Genomic DNA, 15,658 nt, shown 5'->3' with positions numbered 1-15,658 from the left:
TAATTTGGAAAATTTTGAGGTTATGCTAATAGCGACGGAGCAAGGCATCTTATAAGTTCACTCTGACATCGCTTGGGCTCTGGACGGTGGCAAAAACATTGCGCTCTGAGCGGGTGTTTTTGACCTGAATCTGTTCACCGATATTGCCGTCCTGCATGGCGGTGCCGCTGGTTTTGATTTCAATGCCACCGATGTCTGCATGTATTGTAACGATGTCGCCTTTGCATACGAAGCACAATAACTCAGGTGTTATTGGCTGGCCGGCGCGAATCCGACGTTTCGTGCGCGCACCAATCACTTCTGTTATATCGGCAAAGGTAGAGTTTCTTAAAGTATTTTTATCCATCTCAACTTGCTGCACATCGCTACTGGTCAGCGGTACGTTGGGCGACAATGCATTGGAGGCAATTACCACAGGAATCGTTTGCGCTACTTTTACCATCAGATACAGATACCAGTCGGACATGGCGCAGTTGATTCTCACCGTCACATTGCTTTGCTGCAGGGAATTACTGCTGGCGCTGGCCTGATAGCCACCGTCACACGCCGGAATTTGAATCCTTTCATCTATAGGCATGGCCTGAACTGACAATTGACTATCTGCCTGTGCAGAAATCTGTGTTCGGACATAGTCTTCTGCAATAGTACTGACCTGTGTCCGCAGGTTGTCCGTTTCGTCAGCGACAACCTGGCCACACAGCAGTGCGCCGGTGATAAAAATGAATTTAGTAATTTGATTTAAGTCTCTGAATTTTTTCATGTTCACTTTAAGTGTCTTTGACTATGCTTTACGCTTAATAACTGAAGTTAACTTGCCGATAGAGGGTTAACCGTCAAAAATCAGTCGTTGCATGTTTCTATCGGTGTAAACGGCAAGTTTCGTGCCTATTTGTAAAGTGGAGTGCCCAATGGCAGGAGTTCTGGATTCTGTAAACCAACGTACGCAGTTGGTTGGACAAAACCGCCTGGAGTTACTTTTGTTCCGCCTCAATGGCAGACAGAGGTTTGGAATTAACGTATTTAAGGTGCGGGAAGTTTTGCAATGTCCGCCGCTTACGGCCATTCCCAAATTAAATCCTCTAGTGCGCGGTGTTGCGCATATTCGAGGCCAAACTATTTCTGTAATTGACTTGAGTATGGCGACCGGTGGCCGACCGATTCAGGATATCAGCAAATGCTTTATTATCATTGCTGAGTACAACCGCTCAGTGCAGGGGTTTTTGGTGGGTTCTGTCGAACGCATTATCAACATTAACTGGGATTCCATCATGCCACCACCCAAGGGGGCAGGGCGTGCCAGTTATCTGACTGCCGTCACGGAAGTGGACAAAGAACTGGTTGAAATTCTTGATGTGGAAAAAATCCTCGACGAGATTTCTCCTATCAATACTGCTCTCAGTTCTGATGTAACCGAAGGGTTAGATATTGCCGACGTCCGCGACAAAATTATTTTTATTGCTGATGACTCCTCGGTGGCGCGCAATCAGGTGATTAAGGCATTGACACCGCTTGGTTTGGAGATAGAAGCAGCTAAAAATGGCTACGAAGCTCTGCAAAGACTTAAAGAGATTGCCGCCGAAACCGGCGACGTTACCGATAAAGTCGGGTTGTTAGTGTCTGATATTGAAATGCCGGAGATGGACGGTTACACCCTTACCGCTGAAATCAAAAATTCGCCGGAACTGAAGAATCTGCATATCGTGCTGCACACTTCGTTAAGTGGTGTGTTTAACCAGGCCATGGTTAAAAAGGTCGGTGCAGATGACTTTATTGCCAAGTTCCATCCGGACGAACTGGCCAATGCGGTGAAAAAGTGGCTCGGCCTCAAAATTGATGATTAAGAATCAGAGTTAAGCATCAACTATGCTGGATAATTTTGTCTATTCGCGGTTCTGTGAATTCCTCGAGAACCGCTGTGGGATTGTATTGGGTGACAGCAAGCAGTATCTGGTGCGCAGTCGCCTGATGCCGCTGTTAAAACAAGTCGGCCATGACGACCTGAACAAACTGATTGAATCAGTGGTGCAGGGGCATGACCGGCAGTTAATGACGCAAGTCATTGATGCGATGACCACCAACGAAACTCTTTGGTTTCGCGATCAGTATCCCTTCACGCTTTTAACTGACGTGTTATTGCCGAAGTTTGAAAACCTTAGCCGGCCGGTCAGAATTTGGTCTGCCGCTTGTTCCAGTGGTCAGGAGCCGTATTCCATTGCGATGTGTGTGCATGAATACAAACAAAAACGACCGGGAGCGCTGCGTGCGGGGGTGGAAATCGTCGCGACGGATATTTCCAATAAAATGCTTGCCCATTGTCAGCGTGGCGAATACGACGAGTTATCCTTGGGACGCGGTTTGTCTGATGAACGCAAACGTCAATTTTTTGAATCCACGCCCAATGGTGGCATGCGAGTGATCAGTAGCGTGCGCAATATGGTGCAATTTCGTTCATTGAACCTGCTGGAGTCTTATGCCGGCATGGGGCGATTCGACATCGTGTTTTGTCGAAACGTGCTGATTTATTTCTCTGCCGCGAATAAAACGAAAATACTGCAACAAATTGCCGCTTCCCTGCCTACCGATGGCATCTTGTTTCTTGGCGCGTCGGAATCCTTGTCCGGATTGAGTGATCAATTCACCCTGCATCGCTGTTCTCCTGGCCTGTATTTCACCAAAAAACAGTAATTTATTGTTCAAGTGAACAATTTGCGTACTGTCATCTGCATTGGCTGGCATAGCTATTGCTAGGAATCTCCATAGAGTCGGATTTTCGTTTCCTTGGAGTGTCAGTCGATGGCAATTAGTCTGGATAAATTGATGGGGTTTCACCATAGCGCGATGCAATTGCGGGATGCGCGTATGGAGGTGATCACCGGCAATATCACCAACGCCAACACCCCTGGGTACAAAGCCAAAGATTTTGATTTCAAGCGCGCATTGCAAGAGGCGACCGGTGGTATCTCACCATCGCAAAGCGCCGTCGGCAAAGAGGCTGGCAGTATGTCGCGCACCCACGAAAATCACTTCGCGCTGTCACGTTTCCATTCCGCTCAACAGCAATATGTTATTCCGGATCAACCGGATACTGGCGACGGTAATACTGTGGACGTGCAATTGGAGCGGAATAAGTTTCTGGAAGAAAGCATGCGCTATCAGGCTAGCGTGCAGTTTCTGGATGGAAAAATTAAAGGCATGAAAAAAGCCCTTAGTGGAGGTCAAGGCTAATGAGCTTATTTAATGTAATGAATCTGGCTGCAACGGGCATGAGTGCTGAGAATGTTCGCCTGAATACTGTGGCGAGCAATATTGCCAACGCCAATACCGTCAGTAGTAGCTACGACCAGACCTATCGGGCCCGCGTGCCGGTGTTTGCCGCGGCAATGGATGAAGCGCAACGTGACCGCAGCGACGGCGTGGGCGTTAAAGTCTTGGGTATTGTTGAGAGCGACAAGCCGCTGCAGGTGGAATTTAATCCGACTCATCCCATGGCAGATAAGGATGGCTATATCTATAAGCCAAACGTCAATGTGGTAGAGCAAATGGCCGATATGATGTCCGCCTCAAAAGCCTATGAAACCAATATTCAGATGGCGGATACCACCAAACGAATTTTGCGTCGGGTGCTGACGCTGGGCCAGGGACAATAAGGGGTAAATCATGACGTCAATTAATACCAGCGGCCTGAGTAGCGATTTGTATTGGCAGGAAGAAAAAGTGCCAACCGGCAATCAGAATGGCCAACTGACTCAGGAAGACTTCTTCTCACTGCTGACCGAACAGTTGTCAAATCAGGATCCCACTAAGCCAGTGGATAACGATCAAATGATTGCGCAGATGACGTCGTTCACAATGGCCGATAGTTTGTCGCAACTTAACAGCAAGTTCGACGAGTTTGCCACCAATATGACCTCTAATCAGGCATTACAGGCGTCAAGTCTTATTGGCCAGCGTGTCTTACTGCAAGGCAGTGATGGCACACTTCAGCAGGACGGTACGATGACAGCCATGGTTATTAGTGGTGAACCCGTCAAAGACATGAAAGTGTCAATTGAGAATAGCATTGGCCAGGTTGTGCGGGTCATCAATTTGGGTGATCAGCAACAAGGCAATATTGAATTTAACTGGGATGGTAAAGACCAAAGCGGCAATTTAATGCCGCCCGGCAATTATCGCATCCGTGCCAGCGGCAACGCCGGCGGCGAGGGTATTGAAATACCTACTGCGATTTATCATCAGGTTAGCAGTGTCAGCCTGGCATCTAGCAGTCAGGGCGTAGTTTTAAATCTGTATGGCAACTCCAGTGTGAAACTGAGTGATGTCATCGAGATTGGCGGTTAAACGGGAGAGAGTGAACGATGTCTTTTAACATTGCATTAAGTGGCGTTAACGCCGCGCAAAAAGACCTAGATACCACGGCAAATAATATCGCCAACGTTAATACCGTTGGTTTCAAAGAAAGCCGTGCGGAATTCGGTGACGTATACGCCGCATCGTTGCTGGCGGGAGGTAAAACCAAAGTCGGTGACGGTGTACTGACTCAGGAAGTGGCGCAACAATTCAGTCAGGGTAGCCTGCAATTTACTAACAACGCGCTGGATTTGGCCATCACGGGTAACGGTTTCTTTATTACCGTGCCGGAAGTCAGCAGTCGTGAATATTCCTATACCCGTGCCGGACAATTTAAGTTAGATGCGGATAACTTTGTGGTGAATTCCAATGGCGACAACCTGTTGGGCTTCCCAGTCAACAACGATGGTACGTCGTCGTCTGTGGCATTGAGTACCACAGTGCCAGTGCGTATCCCAGATTCGTCTGGCTCACCGACGCCAACCTCAGAAGTTGATATTAAAATGAACTTGCCCGCTGGTGACCAGGCATTAGATCCGCTGGATTTCGATCCAGGTGATCCACTGACCTATAACAATGCGACCTCAGTGACGGTTTATGACTCATTGGGTGACAGCCATATTCAAACATTTTATTTCATCAAAGACGCCAATAATCCAACGTCAAATGAGTGGCTCATGTTTACCGGCATCGACGGTAACTTAGTGAATCTGGCCCGCTCAACCGATGGTAGTGACACTGCTGTGACTGACGCGGATGTTATCGCTTCTGGAAACTTCGGCGGAACGAATACTGGCAACGCGGTGACCGGTGCACGTATGCTGTTTAGCAGCGGCGGTGACTTTATTGGTATTCAATCACCGGATGGTGCTGCGCAACTGGACAGCAAGTTGGTCACTCATGCATTAGGCGCAGGTATTCTGGGCAATGGCTCGGATCCAACCCAAACTATTACTATCGATTTCAATTTAAATACCGCGTTGGCTACGGCAGATGAGCCAACCCAGTTTGCCTCCTCGTTTGAGGTAACCTCACTGGAGCAGGACGGTTTGCCGGTAGGACGTTTGACCGGGGTGGATATCGGCCCGGATGGGTTAGTGCGTGCAACGTACTCGAACGGTACATCTGAGCCGATTTCTCGTATTGCGCTGGCGCGTTTTGCCAATGAGCAGGGTCTGGATCAGCAAAGCGGTACCAGCTGGAAAGAGAGTATTCTGTCTGGTGAAGCACTGGCCGGTGAAGCGACCACGGGGACATATGGTGACATCAACTCATCCGCACTGGAACAGGCCAACGTTAACCTGACCTCAGAGCTGATCGACATGATTATCGCGCAGCGTAACTTCCAGGCAAATTCCCGTGCATTGGAAGTAAATAACCAGCTCAATCAGACGGTACTGAATATCCGATAAGGATAAAATTGGTTAAAAAAGGCGCACTTAGTGCGCCTTTTTGTTTTCTGGGCGTTGTTCTCAATTTGGTGGCACTGTTTTTGCAACTCATTTAGCTAATCATCATAACGTCAAATAGCTGTCATGGATAAGTTGTTATACATCGCCAGTTCCGGTGCCAAGCAAGATTTGTTAGCCACCGGCATCAGAGCCAACAACCTGGCCAACGCGCAAACCACTGGCTTTCGTGCCCAGTTAGCGCAGGCTCGGGCAATGCCTGCTTTTGGTGAAGGTTTACCGACCCGGGTTTTCGCCATGACGGAATCGCCCAGCAATAACTATCAGTCGGGTGCCATGATGCAAACCAGCCGCGATTTAGATATTGCAATTCAGGGCGACGGTTGGTTGTCAGTGCAGGATAAAAATGGCAACGAAGCCTACACACGCGCTGGCAATCTGCATTTGGACGCCAACGGTGTGTTAACCGATCAGGACGGCAATATGGTGCTGGGTGATGGCGGGCCAATTCAGCTGCCCATTCCACTGGATAATATCAATATCGCCGATGACGGCACGATCAGCGTGCGTCAGTTGGGTGCGCCCGTCTTTGTATTTGAAGAGGTCGATCGTCTCAAACTGGTGAACCCGGATGTGCGTGAGATGGAGCGGGGCACAGACGGCCTGTTCCGTACCAAAGATAATAATCCAGCGGCTGCCGACGCCTTTGTGCGGGTAAAACGCGGCATGCTGGAAAACAGTAACGTTAATCCGGTAGAAGAACTGGTCGGCATGATCGAGTCCCAGCGCCACTATGAGTTGCAGGTCAAGATGATGAAAAAGGCCGATGAACTGGATGCCCGCGGCAATATGTTGCTGCGCATTATTTAATAAATTGGCGGCGTAAGCGGCCAGCTCTGCGAGGGGGAAGACACTATGCACCCAGCATTATGGATCAGTAAAACCGGTTTGGACGCGGCTCAGACCGACGTCGCGACCATTTCGAACAACCTGGCTAACGCCAGTACGGTGGGGTTTAAGAAGGGGCGCGCAATCTTTGAAGATTTGCTGTACCAGAATATTAACCAGCCAGGTGGACGCTCTTCGGCCGATACGGAATTACCTTCCGGTCTGATGTTGGGGGCCGGTTCAAAAGTGGTGGCGACCCAGAAAGAGTTCTCACAGGGGAACCTGCTAACCACGGATAATGCGCTGGATATGTCCATTCAGGGGCGGGGCTTTTTTGAAATCCTGATGCCGGATGGCTCATTGGCCTATACCCGCAACGGTCAGTTCACACTGGATGATCAGGGCCAGATCGTTACGCCGGGTGCCGGTTTTCCGCTACAGCCGAACATCGCTATCCCGGAAGATGCGCAGCAGATCACGATTTCACAGGATGGTCAGATTTCTGCCACTGTGCGCGGGCAGGCCGAACCAGTGGTACTGGGCCAGTTAACCTTGTCTGATTTTATTAACCCAACGGGGTTACAGCCTGTTGGGCAAAACTTGTATGTGGAAACTGCTACCAGTGGCGCGCCACTGCAGGGTGTACCCGGATTACAGGGGCTCGGCAGTATCATGCAAGGGGCGCTGGAAACCTCCAACGTTAACGTCACGGAAGAGCTGGTAAACCTGATTGAAAGTCAGCGTTTATATGAGATGAACTCCAAAGTCATCAGTTCGGTAGACCAGATGCTTGGTCAGGTTATTCAACAGCTTTAATGGGTGAAAGATGCGTTTAGTAAGCCTGTTTTGTCTGGTGTCTTTGCTAGCCGGGTGCGGTAGCACTCAGGTGAGGGAGACCCTGCCAAATGATCCGTTTTATGCGCCAGTGATTCCGGATATGCCGGCGCAGAAAATCAGTGAAGATGGCTCGCTGTTCCAGCCAGGCCACGCTAATAGCCTGTTTTCAGATATGAAAGCGCGCCGTGTCGGTGACCTGATTACTGTGGTGCTGCAGGAAACTACCTCGGCGACTAAGTCTGCCAGTAGCGCACTAAGTAAGAGTAACAATGTCGCGGTTGACCCGATTATTGGCCTCGGTGGCAATGCGGTGAATATTGGTCCAGAGTCCATCCAATTTGGATTAGGCAACAGCCAGGATTTCAGCGGCGATGCCAGTACTAACCAGAGCAACAACCTGCGTGGCAACATCTCTGTGACTGTGGTGCAGGTGCTGCCCAATGACAATCTGGTGGTGCGCGGCGAGAAGTGGCTGACCCTGAATAACGGTGATGAATATATTCGTTTGACCGGCATTGTGCGTACTGCTGATATCAGTCCGCAAAACGAAGTGGTCTCCACCAAAATTGCCAACGCACGAATTCAGTACAGCGGAACCGGTGAATTTGCCAATGCCCAGCAACAGGGCTGGTTAACCCAATTCTTTAACTCAGATTGGTGGCCATTCTGATGGGAGGCATTATGCAACGTGTAGTAGTCTTATTCAGTTGTTTCGCCATGCTGCTCAGTCCGCTGGCGCAGGCGCAGCGCATTAAAGATCTGGCCTCAGTACAAGGTGTGCGCAGTAACCAGCTTGTTGGTTATGGGCTAGTTGTGGGCTTGGCCGGGACGGGTGAGCAAAGCCCGTTTACTGAACAGAGCTTTCGCACCATGTTGTCCAATTTCGGGATTAAAGTGCCGGATGGTTTAAAACCCAAGATTAAAAACGTCGCGGCCGTTGCCGTGCACGCCGAGTTGCCGCCCTTTGTGAAACCGGGTCAGACCATCGACGTGACGGTGTCGTCCATTGGTGAAGCGGGCAGTTTATCCGGCGGTACCTTATTGCAGACCTTTTTGAAAGGTCTGGACGGCAATGTCTATGCTGTCGCGCAGGGGTCACTGGTAGTCAGTGGCTTCGGTGTGCAGGGCGCTGACGGCTCGCGAGTGGTCAGTAATACCCCAACAGTAGGGCGGATTCCGGCAGGGGCAATGGTTGAGCGGGAAGTGAAAAGTGGCTTTACCCAAAATGACTTTCTGACCCTGAATCTGAATTATCCGGATTTTTCTACCGCCAAAGCGCTGGCCGACACGATCAATCAAAAGCTCGGCGCGGATCCAGCCAAAGGCTATCAGATTGCAACCCCCATCGATGCGGCATCCGTGCGTGTTACTGCGCCCAGGGACCCGGGTCAGCGTGTGGGCTTTTTGGCTACGCTTGAGAACTTCCAGTTTACCCCGGCAGAAGCACCAGCGCGGATCATTATCAACAGCCGCACCGGCACCATAGTGATCGGCCAGCAAGTGCGATTGTTACCTGCTGCGATTACCCATGGTGGACTGACGGTAACGATTTCCGAAAATCAGAATGTATCCCAGCCTAATGCGCTGGCAGACGGACAGACCGCGGTCACGCAAAACAGCATTATCGATGTGCGTGCCGATGATTCTCGCATGTTCAAATTTGACCCCGGCGTGACGCTCGAGCAGTTAGTGCGCGCGGTAAACGAGGTGGGCGCAGCACCTGGCGATCTGATGGCGATCTTGGAAGCGCTGCGTGAAGCCGGTGCATTACAGGGCGAGCTAATCGTTATCTAACTGGGATGAGCAGCATGTTACCTGACAATCTTGATATGCAAATGGATGTCGCGCGCAATGCCAATGACTTTTCTGGTCTGGATAAGTTGCGCACCGCTGCACGTCAGGATGAGAAGGGCGCACTGAAGGAAGTCGCCAAGCATTTTGAAGCGATTTTTGTGCGTATGATGCTTAAAAGCATGCGCGACTCGGCGGATGTACTGGCCGACGAAGACAGTCCGTTTAATTCGCAGCAGGTAAAGTTTTACCGCGATATGCACGATCAGCAACTGGCGACGGAATTATCCAATACCGGTGGCCTGGGATTAGCGGATCTGATTGTGCGTCAGCTCGGCGGTGATCCTAATTACACCCCGGCAAGCCTGGTTAGTCCGGATCGGGTATATGCTGTGCCGGCGGCAACCAGCAATGAAAATCAATCCACTGATAAGCCTGCGCGGGTTGATATGGGTACCCGTCAGGCCGCATTTGCAGATAAACAGCAATTTGTTGAAGCACTGCTGCCATTGGCTGAACAAGCCACGCAAAATTCACCGGTCGACGGTCTGTCGATGATTGCCCAGGCCGCGGTAGAAACCGGATGGGGTCAACAGATGATCCACTCGCTGGGTGGACAAAACAGTCACAATCTGTTCGGCATCAAAGCCAGCAAGAACTGGCAGGGTGACCGCACCCTTATCGATTCTGTGGAATACAAAGATGGCAGTGCCAGTAAAGTGCGCTCAGCGTTTAAAGCCTATCCTGGCTTTTCTGACGCGATGCAGGATTACGTGCGCACCCTGGAAAATAGTCCGCGCTATAGCGAGGCCTTAAAAGTCGCAGATAACCCACAAACCTTTTTCAGCGAATTGCAACAGGCTGGCTATGCCACCGACCCGCAATACGCCAATAAAATAATGTCAGTACTGGACTTTGTTCGTTCAGTTGCCGCTAATGCGGCCAGTTCGAGGTAGGCAGGATAAATGGCCATAACAACAGATCTGCTTAATATTGCGACGTCGGGATTACGTGCCCAGCAAACCTTGCTGCAAACCACGGGTAACAATATTTCAAATGTTAACACCGAAGGTTATGTACGCCAGCGTACGTCATTGGAAGCGGAAAAAAATGGCGGTGTGGGACAAAGCTACACCTCCCGGGTGCTGGATCAGTTTGCTCTGAATCAAATGCGCCGTGACACCAGCCATTTTAGTGAACTGGAAGCTTATTATGACAAAGCGCAGTTACTGGATGAGGCGTTTGCCAATAGTGATGCCAGTTTAAGCACCAGTATCAGTAAGTTTTTTGCATCGCTGCAAACCGCTGCGGATGAGCCGAATAATATGGCTGCCCGTTCGCTGGTGTTGGGCGAGGGCGAATCATTGCTGGGCCATTTTGCCTATTTGTCAGGCTATACGCAGGATTTGGAATCCGACCTCAATATTGAATTTGAATCCTTAACGGACAGAGCCAACTCGCTTATTGAGAAGATTGCCGACATCAATCAACAGATAAAAATTACCCAGAGCGCGAACGTTAAAGATACTCCAGGGGTGTTGATGGATCAGCGTGACCAGGCGATTTTGGAATTATCCGAACTGGTCGGCCTGCAAACTCAAAATCGCGACGATGGCTCAACCCTGGTGTATTTGGATACTGGTCAGGCATTGGTGATGGAAGATGGCACCTTTAATGTGTTTTCAATCAGTGGCGATCCGGATCCGAATAATAAAGAATTACGCCTGTATAACGGAACGCGCGGCGTCACGATTAACCTGCCGGATACCGAAGTCGGTGGCCGTATTGGTGGCTTATATACCTACCGTGATGAACTACTCAATGATGCGCAACGTTCTTTGGGGCAGATCTCATTGGCGCTGGCGGATGCAGTTAACCAACAAAACCATTTGGGTATGGATCTGGATGGTCAGCTAGGCGGTGATATTTTCACCCTGCCCACTGTGGCTGGGATGGAATACAAAGATAATAGCAATCTGGCATTGCGTTTAAACAGCCGGGTAGAAGCGGGCAGAGCGAACGAACTGACGACTGCGGATTATAAAATCACTATCAATAATGCCACTGCGGGCGCGCCTGCCACTGCTGACTTAACCGTCGAAGTACTGAATCCTGATGGGACTGCGGTCACCGATATTAACGGTAGCCCCTTGGTGTTTACCTATAACGGTGTAAACGCCGGCCCGGGTGAATGGGTCAGTATTGCCGATGGCTTACAGGTAGAGCTACCCGATGCGGCCAGTTATGCCGACGGTGATGCATTTTTAATTCAACCAACTAAATATGCTGCCCAGTATCTGGATATGAATACTGTGCGTGGCGAGGATCTGGCGCTGGCCTCGCCAATCAGAGTGTCCTCGGATATCAATAATCTCGGCGATACCATCATAATTGGCACCAGCGTGACCAATACCACAGTCGATGCGACCAATACCGATCCTGATACGTCTGCATTTACCGCGGCAGGAAGTTTACAAGGGCCAGGGGCCGCGCCGGGTGGCGGCGTTGGTGCACCGGCGGAAATTTACTTTACCGCTGCCGATACCTATGAAATTCGCGATAGTGCCGGGACTGTAATCGTTACGGTTGCCGGCACAAACACCCTGGAGAATCTGCTTGGCCAGGGCGCTGCACAGGCGGGCTGGCCGGCAGCATGGACCGCATTGAATGACTATCCGGGCTATGATTTCAGCTTGCAGGGGATCCCAAAGGCGGGCGATAGCTTTACCCTGAGTTTTAACACCGACGGCACCGACGATAACCGCAATGGTCTTGCGTTAGCCAATTTGGAGAACGTAGATACTTTGCGTCGCAATGCCTCGGTGGCGGTCGGTGGCACCAACCAGTACACCTTTCATGCCGCGTTTTCTACGACTGTGGGGGTGATTGGCGAAAAAGTCTCGTCTGCCGATATAGCCTATCAGGCGGCCGATGCTATGCTGACCCATTCGAAAAACTGGCACGAGTCGGTGTCTGGTGTCAGTCTGGACGAGGAAGCGGCTAATCTGGTGCGGTTCCAGCAGGCTTATGCGGCGTCGGCGCGTTTGCTTAGCACCGCGCAAACCCTATTTGATACGATTTTAAGTGCAGCCAGGTAAGTGAATTATGCGAATTTCCACTAATCAGTTATATGACCGCAGTATTCAGGGCATTCTGGATAATCAGGGCGATTTGTCGAAAATTCAGCAACAACTCTCCTCGGGTAAGCGCATTATTACCCCATCGGACGATCCGGTCGGTGTGGCGCAGGTGATTCGGCTAACTGAAACGCTGGATCAAATGGCCCAGTACCAAAAAAACAATAATCTGGTGACCAGTTCACTGGAGCAGCAGGAAACCGCATTAAGCAGCATCTCAGATGCGTTGAACCGTGCCCGTCAACTGGCGATTCAATCCGGTAACGGCATTATGAATGCCGATGATCGCGAGGCCATCAGCCTCGAGATTAAGCAAATTCGCGATCAGGTGTTTGATTTAATGAATAGCCGTAATGCCGATGGTGACTATATTTTTGCCGGGCATCAGAGCCATTCACCGGCGTTTAGTTACAATCCGGCCGCCACCGGCAATAAATATCAGTTTGAAGGCGATGAAGGCTTTAACCGGGTGCAAATATCAGCCAATGTGGCGATTCAGGCCGGTGACTCGGGTAAACTGGTTTTTGAAAATGTGCTGGCGCGTCATACTGCGACGGTTAGCGGTGGTTCTGTATCTGCAAAGGTGTTTGTCGATCAGCAGGCCAAGTTCGATCGTTTCTTCAGCGATAATTATGATGCGGTGACGGCCGCCAACAATAACCTGCGTTTTACCGTTAATGGTGCTGGCAATCAGGTTACCGTGACCAATGTGGGCACGGGGGCGACACTGGATACGCTGGATTATGATCCCACCGTGCCGTTTAACTATCAGGGCCTGCAATTTAATTTCAATGGCGGTCCGGGTGACACGGTAGACTTCCAGCTCGATACCCCACAAAAGAAAAATGTGGCAGAGACCCTGAATGACTTTTTCCTGAAATTGCAGGATCCGGATTTGGTGGGGCAGGCGCTGGATGACGCCATCCGCGATGTAATGACCGGTATTGATAATGGTCAGAAACAAATCGGTAACACCATTTCTGCCGTGGGTGGGCGCTTGAATGTTGCCGAGTCAGTGTATGAGACTAATCTGGATCAGGAAATTACCCTTAAAACTGCACGGGGTAAAATTGAGGATGTGGATTACGCTGAGGCCATTTCCGAATTATCCAAGCAGGAAACCGCACTGCAGGCTGCCCAGCAAACATTCGGCCGGGTGACCAACCTCAGTTTATTCGATTATCTGTAAGCTATCCGGGTTCAGGCGGCACAAGTAGATATCACTTGCTGCCGACTCGTGAGAGCTGTAATAACTTAGCCACAAAGAGCCCTGCCATTTAACCAGTCCCGGGTAACCGCAGTCTCCGCCACTTGGCAATAGCTGCGCGTCGCGGGGTTTACCTGAATTCATATCCAGCCGGAAAATACCCTGATAGGGTTTGAAGTTGCGGAAAATACGCCCGGCCACCAAAAATTGCTCTCCATCGGCGCATAACACCGGGCTACCAATATAAAACGGCAAATCCTGCCAATGCCAGTTTGTGTAAGGGAATCGCGCATGCCCCAGTTGTGCGCGTCCGCTATCCGCGTCGCGTCGCACGATGGCAACAGCATTACCTTTACCGTCAAAACACAGATCTGACTCATTCGGGTAGCCACGTTGATGGCGGCTTTTTGACAGCGCGCCGGGGGCAACACATTCGAACGTACCTAGTGGGTTACCCAGATAAAAATCCACTTGCTCGGCGCGACGGTTATAAGCAAATCCGCCGGCTTGCTGCTTGTCCCAACGCAAACGCCACAACCACCAGTTACGTTTGGCCAGCGGCCGAAGCGCGGAAAAGCTGATGCCATCGTGGCTAAATGCCACATAACTTTGTGAATACAGATGTTTTTGGTTTGCATCAAAATGACGACCGTAAACTAACAACATTAATCGTCCATCAGGCATCACACTCAGCTTGGGATCACGCAAATCGATATTTGGCCGGCAAATTGTTGCCACCCGTAAAATCGCTCCCTGCGGGTTAATCGTTAACAACCTGACCACGCCATCCGGACTGACATGCGCCGACGCACGCCGAAAGCAACAAATGAGTTGGTCAGCAAATACCACTAAGTCGCCAAAGGCGTTGTGCTTGTTGTCCTGAGTCAGACGCCAGAGTTGCTTTTTTGTACTCATTTGCGCTTTTTATCACCGATATTTTTGCATGTTTGTTCAATAGCTTAGCGATGTGTGTGGAAGGCTTCACCGGCTTTTTGGCGATTTTATACAAAATTTTTTCTAAAGGGATCTCAGGCAGGGTCGATAACTGTAACCGAGAGAGCCAGTAACAATCTGTTTGCCAGTGCAAATGGTTGTCACTTTGTAGTGTTTAAACCGTCAGTCGTAAGGCTGATTGCCAGCTAATGCTGGACTGAAGAGTGTAGGAGAGAGTCCCATGGGCATGTTTGTCAACACCAACGTTTCTGCGTTAAACGCACAACGTCAACTGTTCAATTCATCACAATCTTTGAATACCTCGTTCGAGCGTTTGTCGTCCGGTTTCCGTATTAACCGCGCGGCTGACGATGCGGCAGGTCTGCAAATTTCTGATCGTTTGACTTCTCAGGTCCAAGGCCTGGATCAAGCGGTACGTAACGCTAACGATGCGATTTCACTGGTGCAAACCGCTGAAGGTGCAATGGGCGAGATTTCGTCTTCACTGCAACGTATTCGTCAGTTGGCGGTACAATCACAAAACGGTATCAACTCATCTGCTGACCGTCTGGCACTGCAAAAAGAAGTGTCTGCACTGAAAACAGAGATTAGCCGTATCGGCCAAACCACCCAGTTCGGAGGCCTGGATCTGCTGAAAGGCGATCTGTCAGCTACCTTCCTGGTCGGTGCAAACGGTGGTCAAACTATCGACGTCGCCCTGAAAAACACAGGCGGCTACGGTACATCTGGTCTGAACCTGGCTGATATGAAAGTTTCAACTTTCTCTGACGCCTCTGGTGCGCTGGCATCAGTAGACAAAGCTCTGTCTACCATTGGTGCGGCACGTGCTGACCTCGGTGCGCTGCAGAACCGTTTCCAATCTACTATCCGTAACCTGAGCAATATCTCAGAGAACGTTGCAGCAGCCCGTTCACGTATTCGTGACACTGACTTCGCAACTGAAACCGCGGAATTGACCCGTAACCAGATTATTCAACAGGCCAGTATCACTGTACTGAGCCAGGCGAACCAGCGTCCACAAGCGGCGTTGTCACTGCTGGGTTAATAAGACACTTTCTCTTCATCCTTCCGTTTGAGCATTTGACGCC

At 50.4% G+C, this 15,658-nt stretch carries 16 protein-coding genes; 14 read left to right on the top strand and 2 right to left on the bottom strand.

Translation table 11 applies throughout. The features are described from left to right. Window positions 1–49: 49 nt before the first annotated feature. Window positions 50–760: a flagellar basal body P-ring formation chaperone FlgA gene (gene flgA / locus TK45_RS09160; RefSeq protein ID WP_131258347.1), complete on the bottom strand. Its 711-nt coding sequence runs from the start codon at window positions 758–760 to the stop codon at window positions 50–52. A gap of 148 nt (window positions 761–908) precedes the next feature. Here flgA and TK45_RS09155 point away from each other — a divergent pair, with 148 nt between their 5' ends. The 13 genes from TK45_RS09155 to flgL all read left to right on the top strand — a co-directional run bounded on the left by TK45_RS09155 (window position 909) and on the right by flgL (window position 13,598). After that, complete coding sequence (locus tag TK45_RS09155) at window positions 909–1,841, top strand: chemotaxis protein CheV (protein ID WP_131258346.1); 933 nt, start codon at window positions 909–911, stop codon at window positions 1,839–1,841. 22 nt (window positions 1,842–1,863) lie between these two features. Continuing rightward, a complete protein-coding gene (locus TK45_RS09150) occupies window positions 1,864–2,685 on the top strand; it encodes a protein-glutamate O-methyltransferase CheR (RefSeq protein ID WP_131258345.1) in 822 nt (273 codons plus the stop codon). A gap of 108 nt (window positions 2,686–2,793) precedes the next feature. After that, window positions 2,794–3,225: a flagellar basal body rod protein FlgB gene (flgB, locus tag TK45_RS09145; protein WP_131258344.1), complete on the top strand. Its 432-nt coding sequence runs from the start codon at window positions 2,794–2,796 to the stop codon at window positions 3,223–3,225. Beyond that, window positions 3,225–3,647: a flagellar basal body rod protein FlgC gene (gene flgC / locus TK45_RS09140; protein WP_131258343.1), complete on the top strand. Its 423-nt coding sequence runs from the start codon at window positions 3,225–3,227 to the stop codon at window positions 3,645–3,647. Before flgB ends, flgC begins: the two co-directional genes overlap by 1 nt. Before the next feature lie 10 nt (window positions 3,648–3,657). Beyond that, entirely contained in the window at window positions 3,658–4,338 is a 681-nt protein-coding gene (locus tag TK45_RS09135) for a flagellar hook assembly protein FlgD (protein WP_131258342.1), read from the top strand. 17 nt (window positions 4,339–4,355) lie between these two features. Next, window positions 4,356–5,759 (top strand): flagellar hook protein FlgE, encoded by a 1,404-nt coding sequence (gene flgE, locus TK45_RS09130; RefSeq protein ID WP_131258341.1) that lies wholly within the window; start codon window positions 4,356–4,358, stop codon window positions 5,757–5,759. 123 nt (window positions 5,760–5,882) lie between these two features. Continuing rightward, window positions 5,883–6,626 carry a flagellar basal-body rod protein FlgF gene (flgF, locus tag TK45_RS09125; RefSeq protein ID WP_131258340.1) on the top strand — a complete coding sequence of 248 codons (744 nt, stop codon included), beginning with the start codon at window positions 5,883–5,885 and terminating at the stop codon, window positions 6,624–6,626. A gap of 45 nt (window positions 6,627–6,671) precedes the next feature. Further along, window positions 6,672–7,460, top strand: coding sequence for a flagellar basal-body rod protein FlgG (flgG, locus tag TK45_RS09120; protein WP_131258339.1), 789 nt, complete (start codon window positions 6,672–6,674; stop codon window positions 7,458–7,460). Between the two features lie 10 nt (window positions 7,461–7,470). Beyond that, window positions 7,471–8,151, top strand: coding sequence for a flagellar basal body L-ring protein FlgH (flgH, locus tag TK45_RS09115; RefSeq protein ID WP_131258338.1), 681 nt, complete (start codon window positions 7,471–7,473; stop codon window positions 8,149–8,151). 11 nt (window positions 8,152–8,162) lie between these two features. Next, a complete protein-coding gene (locus tag TK45_RS09110) occupies window positions 8,163–9,275 on the top strand; it encodes a flagellar basal body P-ring protein FlgI (RefSeq protein WP_254426577.1) in 1,113 nt (370 codons plus the stop codon). A 14-nt stretch (window positions 9,276–9,289) separates the two neighbouring features. Further along, on the top strand, window positions 9,290–10,228 hold the full coding sequence (gene flgJ / locus TK45_RS09105) for a flagellar assembly peptidoglycan hydrolase FlgJ (RefSeq protein WP_131258336.1): 939 nt from the start codon (window positions 9,290–9,292) through the stop codon (window positions 10,226–10,228). A 9-nt stretch (window positions 10,229–10,237) separates the two neighbouring features. Then, window positions 10,238–12,370, top strand: coding sequence for a flagellar hook-associated protein FlgK (gene flgK, locus TK45_RS09100; protein ID WP_131258335.1), 2,133 nt, complete (start codon window positions 10,238–10,240; stop codon window positions 12,368–12,370). 7 nt (window positions 12,371–12,377) lie between these two features. Continuing rightward, window positions 12,378–13,598: a flagellar hook-associated protein FlgL gene (gene flgL, locus TK45_RS09095; protein ID WP_131258334.1), complete on the top strand. Its 1,221-nt coding sequence runs from the start codon at window positions 12,378–12,380 to the stop codon at window positions 13,596–13,598. Here flgL and TK45_RS09090 read toward each other — a convergent pair. Beyond that, a complete protein-coding gene (locus TK45_RS09090) occupies window positions 13,581–14,531 on the bottom strand; it encodes a hypothetical protein (protein ID WP_131258333.1) in 951 nt (316 codons plus the stop codon). The two genes, flgL and TK45_RS09090, sit on opposite strands and share 18 nt — an antisense overlap. Window positions 14,532–14,790: 259 nt before the next feature. On the opposite strand from TK45_RS09090, the gene TK45_RS09085 reads away from it, so the two are divergent. Next, complete coding sequence (locus TK45_RS09085) at window positions 14,791–15,615, top strand: flagellin (RefSeq protein WP_131258332.1); 825 nt, start codon at window positions 14,791–14,793, stop codon at window positions 15,613–15,615. Window positions 15,616–15,658 lie beyond the last annotated feature (43 nt).

It is taken from the genome of Bowmanella sp. JS7-9 (assembly GCF_004329715.1).
In the GTDB taxonomy this organism is placed as follows: domain Bacteria; phylum Pseudomonadota; class Gammaproteobacteria; order Enterobacterales; family Alteromonadaceae; genus Pseudobowmanella; species Pseudobowmanella zhangzhouensis.
The sequence above is the reverse complement of the archived record's forward strand: the minus strand, read 5'-3'. Positions and strand labels throughout refer to the sequence as shown.

What these genes read in the sequence shown, in the direction of transcription:
- flgL (WP_131258334.1), top strand. Translation starts at nt 12,378, where the DNA reads ATGCGAATTTCCACTAATCAGTTATATGACCGCAGTATTCAGGGCATT.
- TK45_RS09135 (WP_131258342.1), top strand. Translation starts at nt 3,658, where the DNA reads ATGACGTCAATTAATACCAGCGGCCTGAGTAGCGATTTGTATTGGCAG.
- flgC (WP_131258343.1), top strand. Translation starts at nt 3,225, where the DNA reads ATGAGCTTATTTAATGTAATGAATCTGGCTGCAACGGGCATGAGTGCT.
- flgH (WP_131258338.1), top strand. Translation starts at nt 7,471, where the DNA reads ATGCGTTTAGTAAGCCTGTTTTGTCTGGTGTCTTTGCTAGCCGGGTGC.
- flgE (WP_131258341.1), top strand. Translation starts at nt 4,356, where the DNA reads ATGTCTTTTAACATTGCATTAAGTGGCGTTAACGCCGCGCAAAAAGAC.
- flgG (WP_131258339.1), top strand. Translation starts at nt 6,672, where the DNA reads ATGCACCCAGCATTATGGATCAGTAAAACCGGTTTGGACGCGGCTCAG.
- TK45_RS09150 (WP_131258345.1), top strand. Translation starts at nt 1,864, where the DNA reads ATGCTGGATAATTTTGTCTATTCGCGGTTCTGTGAATTCCTCGAGAAC.
- TK45_RS09090 (WP_131258333.1), bottom strand. Translation starts at nt 14,531, where the DNA reads ATGAGTACAAAAAAGCAACTCTGGCGTCTGACTCAGGACAACAAGCAC.
- TK45_RS09155 (WP_131258346.1), top strand. Translation starts at nt 909, where the DNA reads ATGGCAGGAGTTCTGGATTCTGTAAACCAACGTACGCAGTTGGTTGGA.
- flgF (WP_131258340.1), top strand. Translation starts at nt 5,883, where the DNA reads ATGGATAAGTTGTTATACATCGCCAGTTCCGGTGCCAAGCAAGATTTG.
- flgA (WP_131258347.1), bottom strand. Translation starts at nt 760, where the DNA reads ATGAAAAAATTCAGAGACTTAAATCAAATTACTAAATTCATTTTTATC.
- TK45_RS09110 (WP_254426577.1), top strand. Translation starts at nt 8,163, where the DNA reads ATGCAACGTGTAGTAGTCTTATTCAGTTGTTTCGCCATGCTGCTCAGT.
- flgB (WP_131258344.1), top strand. Translation starts at nt 2,794, where the DNA reads ATGGCAATTAGTCTGGATAAATTGATGGGGTTTCACCATAGCGCGATG.
- flgJ (WP_131258336.1), top strand. Translation starts at nt 9,290, where the DNA reads ATGTTACCTGACAATCTTGATATGCAAATGGATGTCGCGCGCAATGCC.
- TK45_RS09085 (WP_131258332.1), top strand. Translation starts at nt 14,791, where the DNA reads ATGGGCATGTTTGTCAACACCAACGTTTCTGCGTTAAACGCACAACGT.
- flgK (WP_131258335.1), top strand. Translation starts at nt 10,238, where the DNA reads ATGGCCATAACAACAGATCTGCTTAATATTGCGACGTCGGGATTACGT.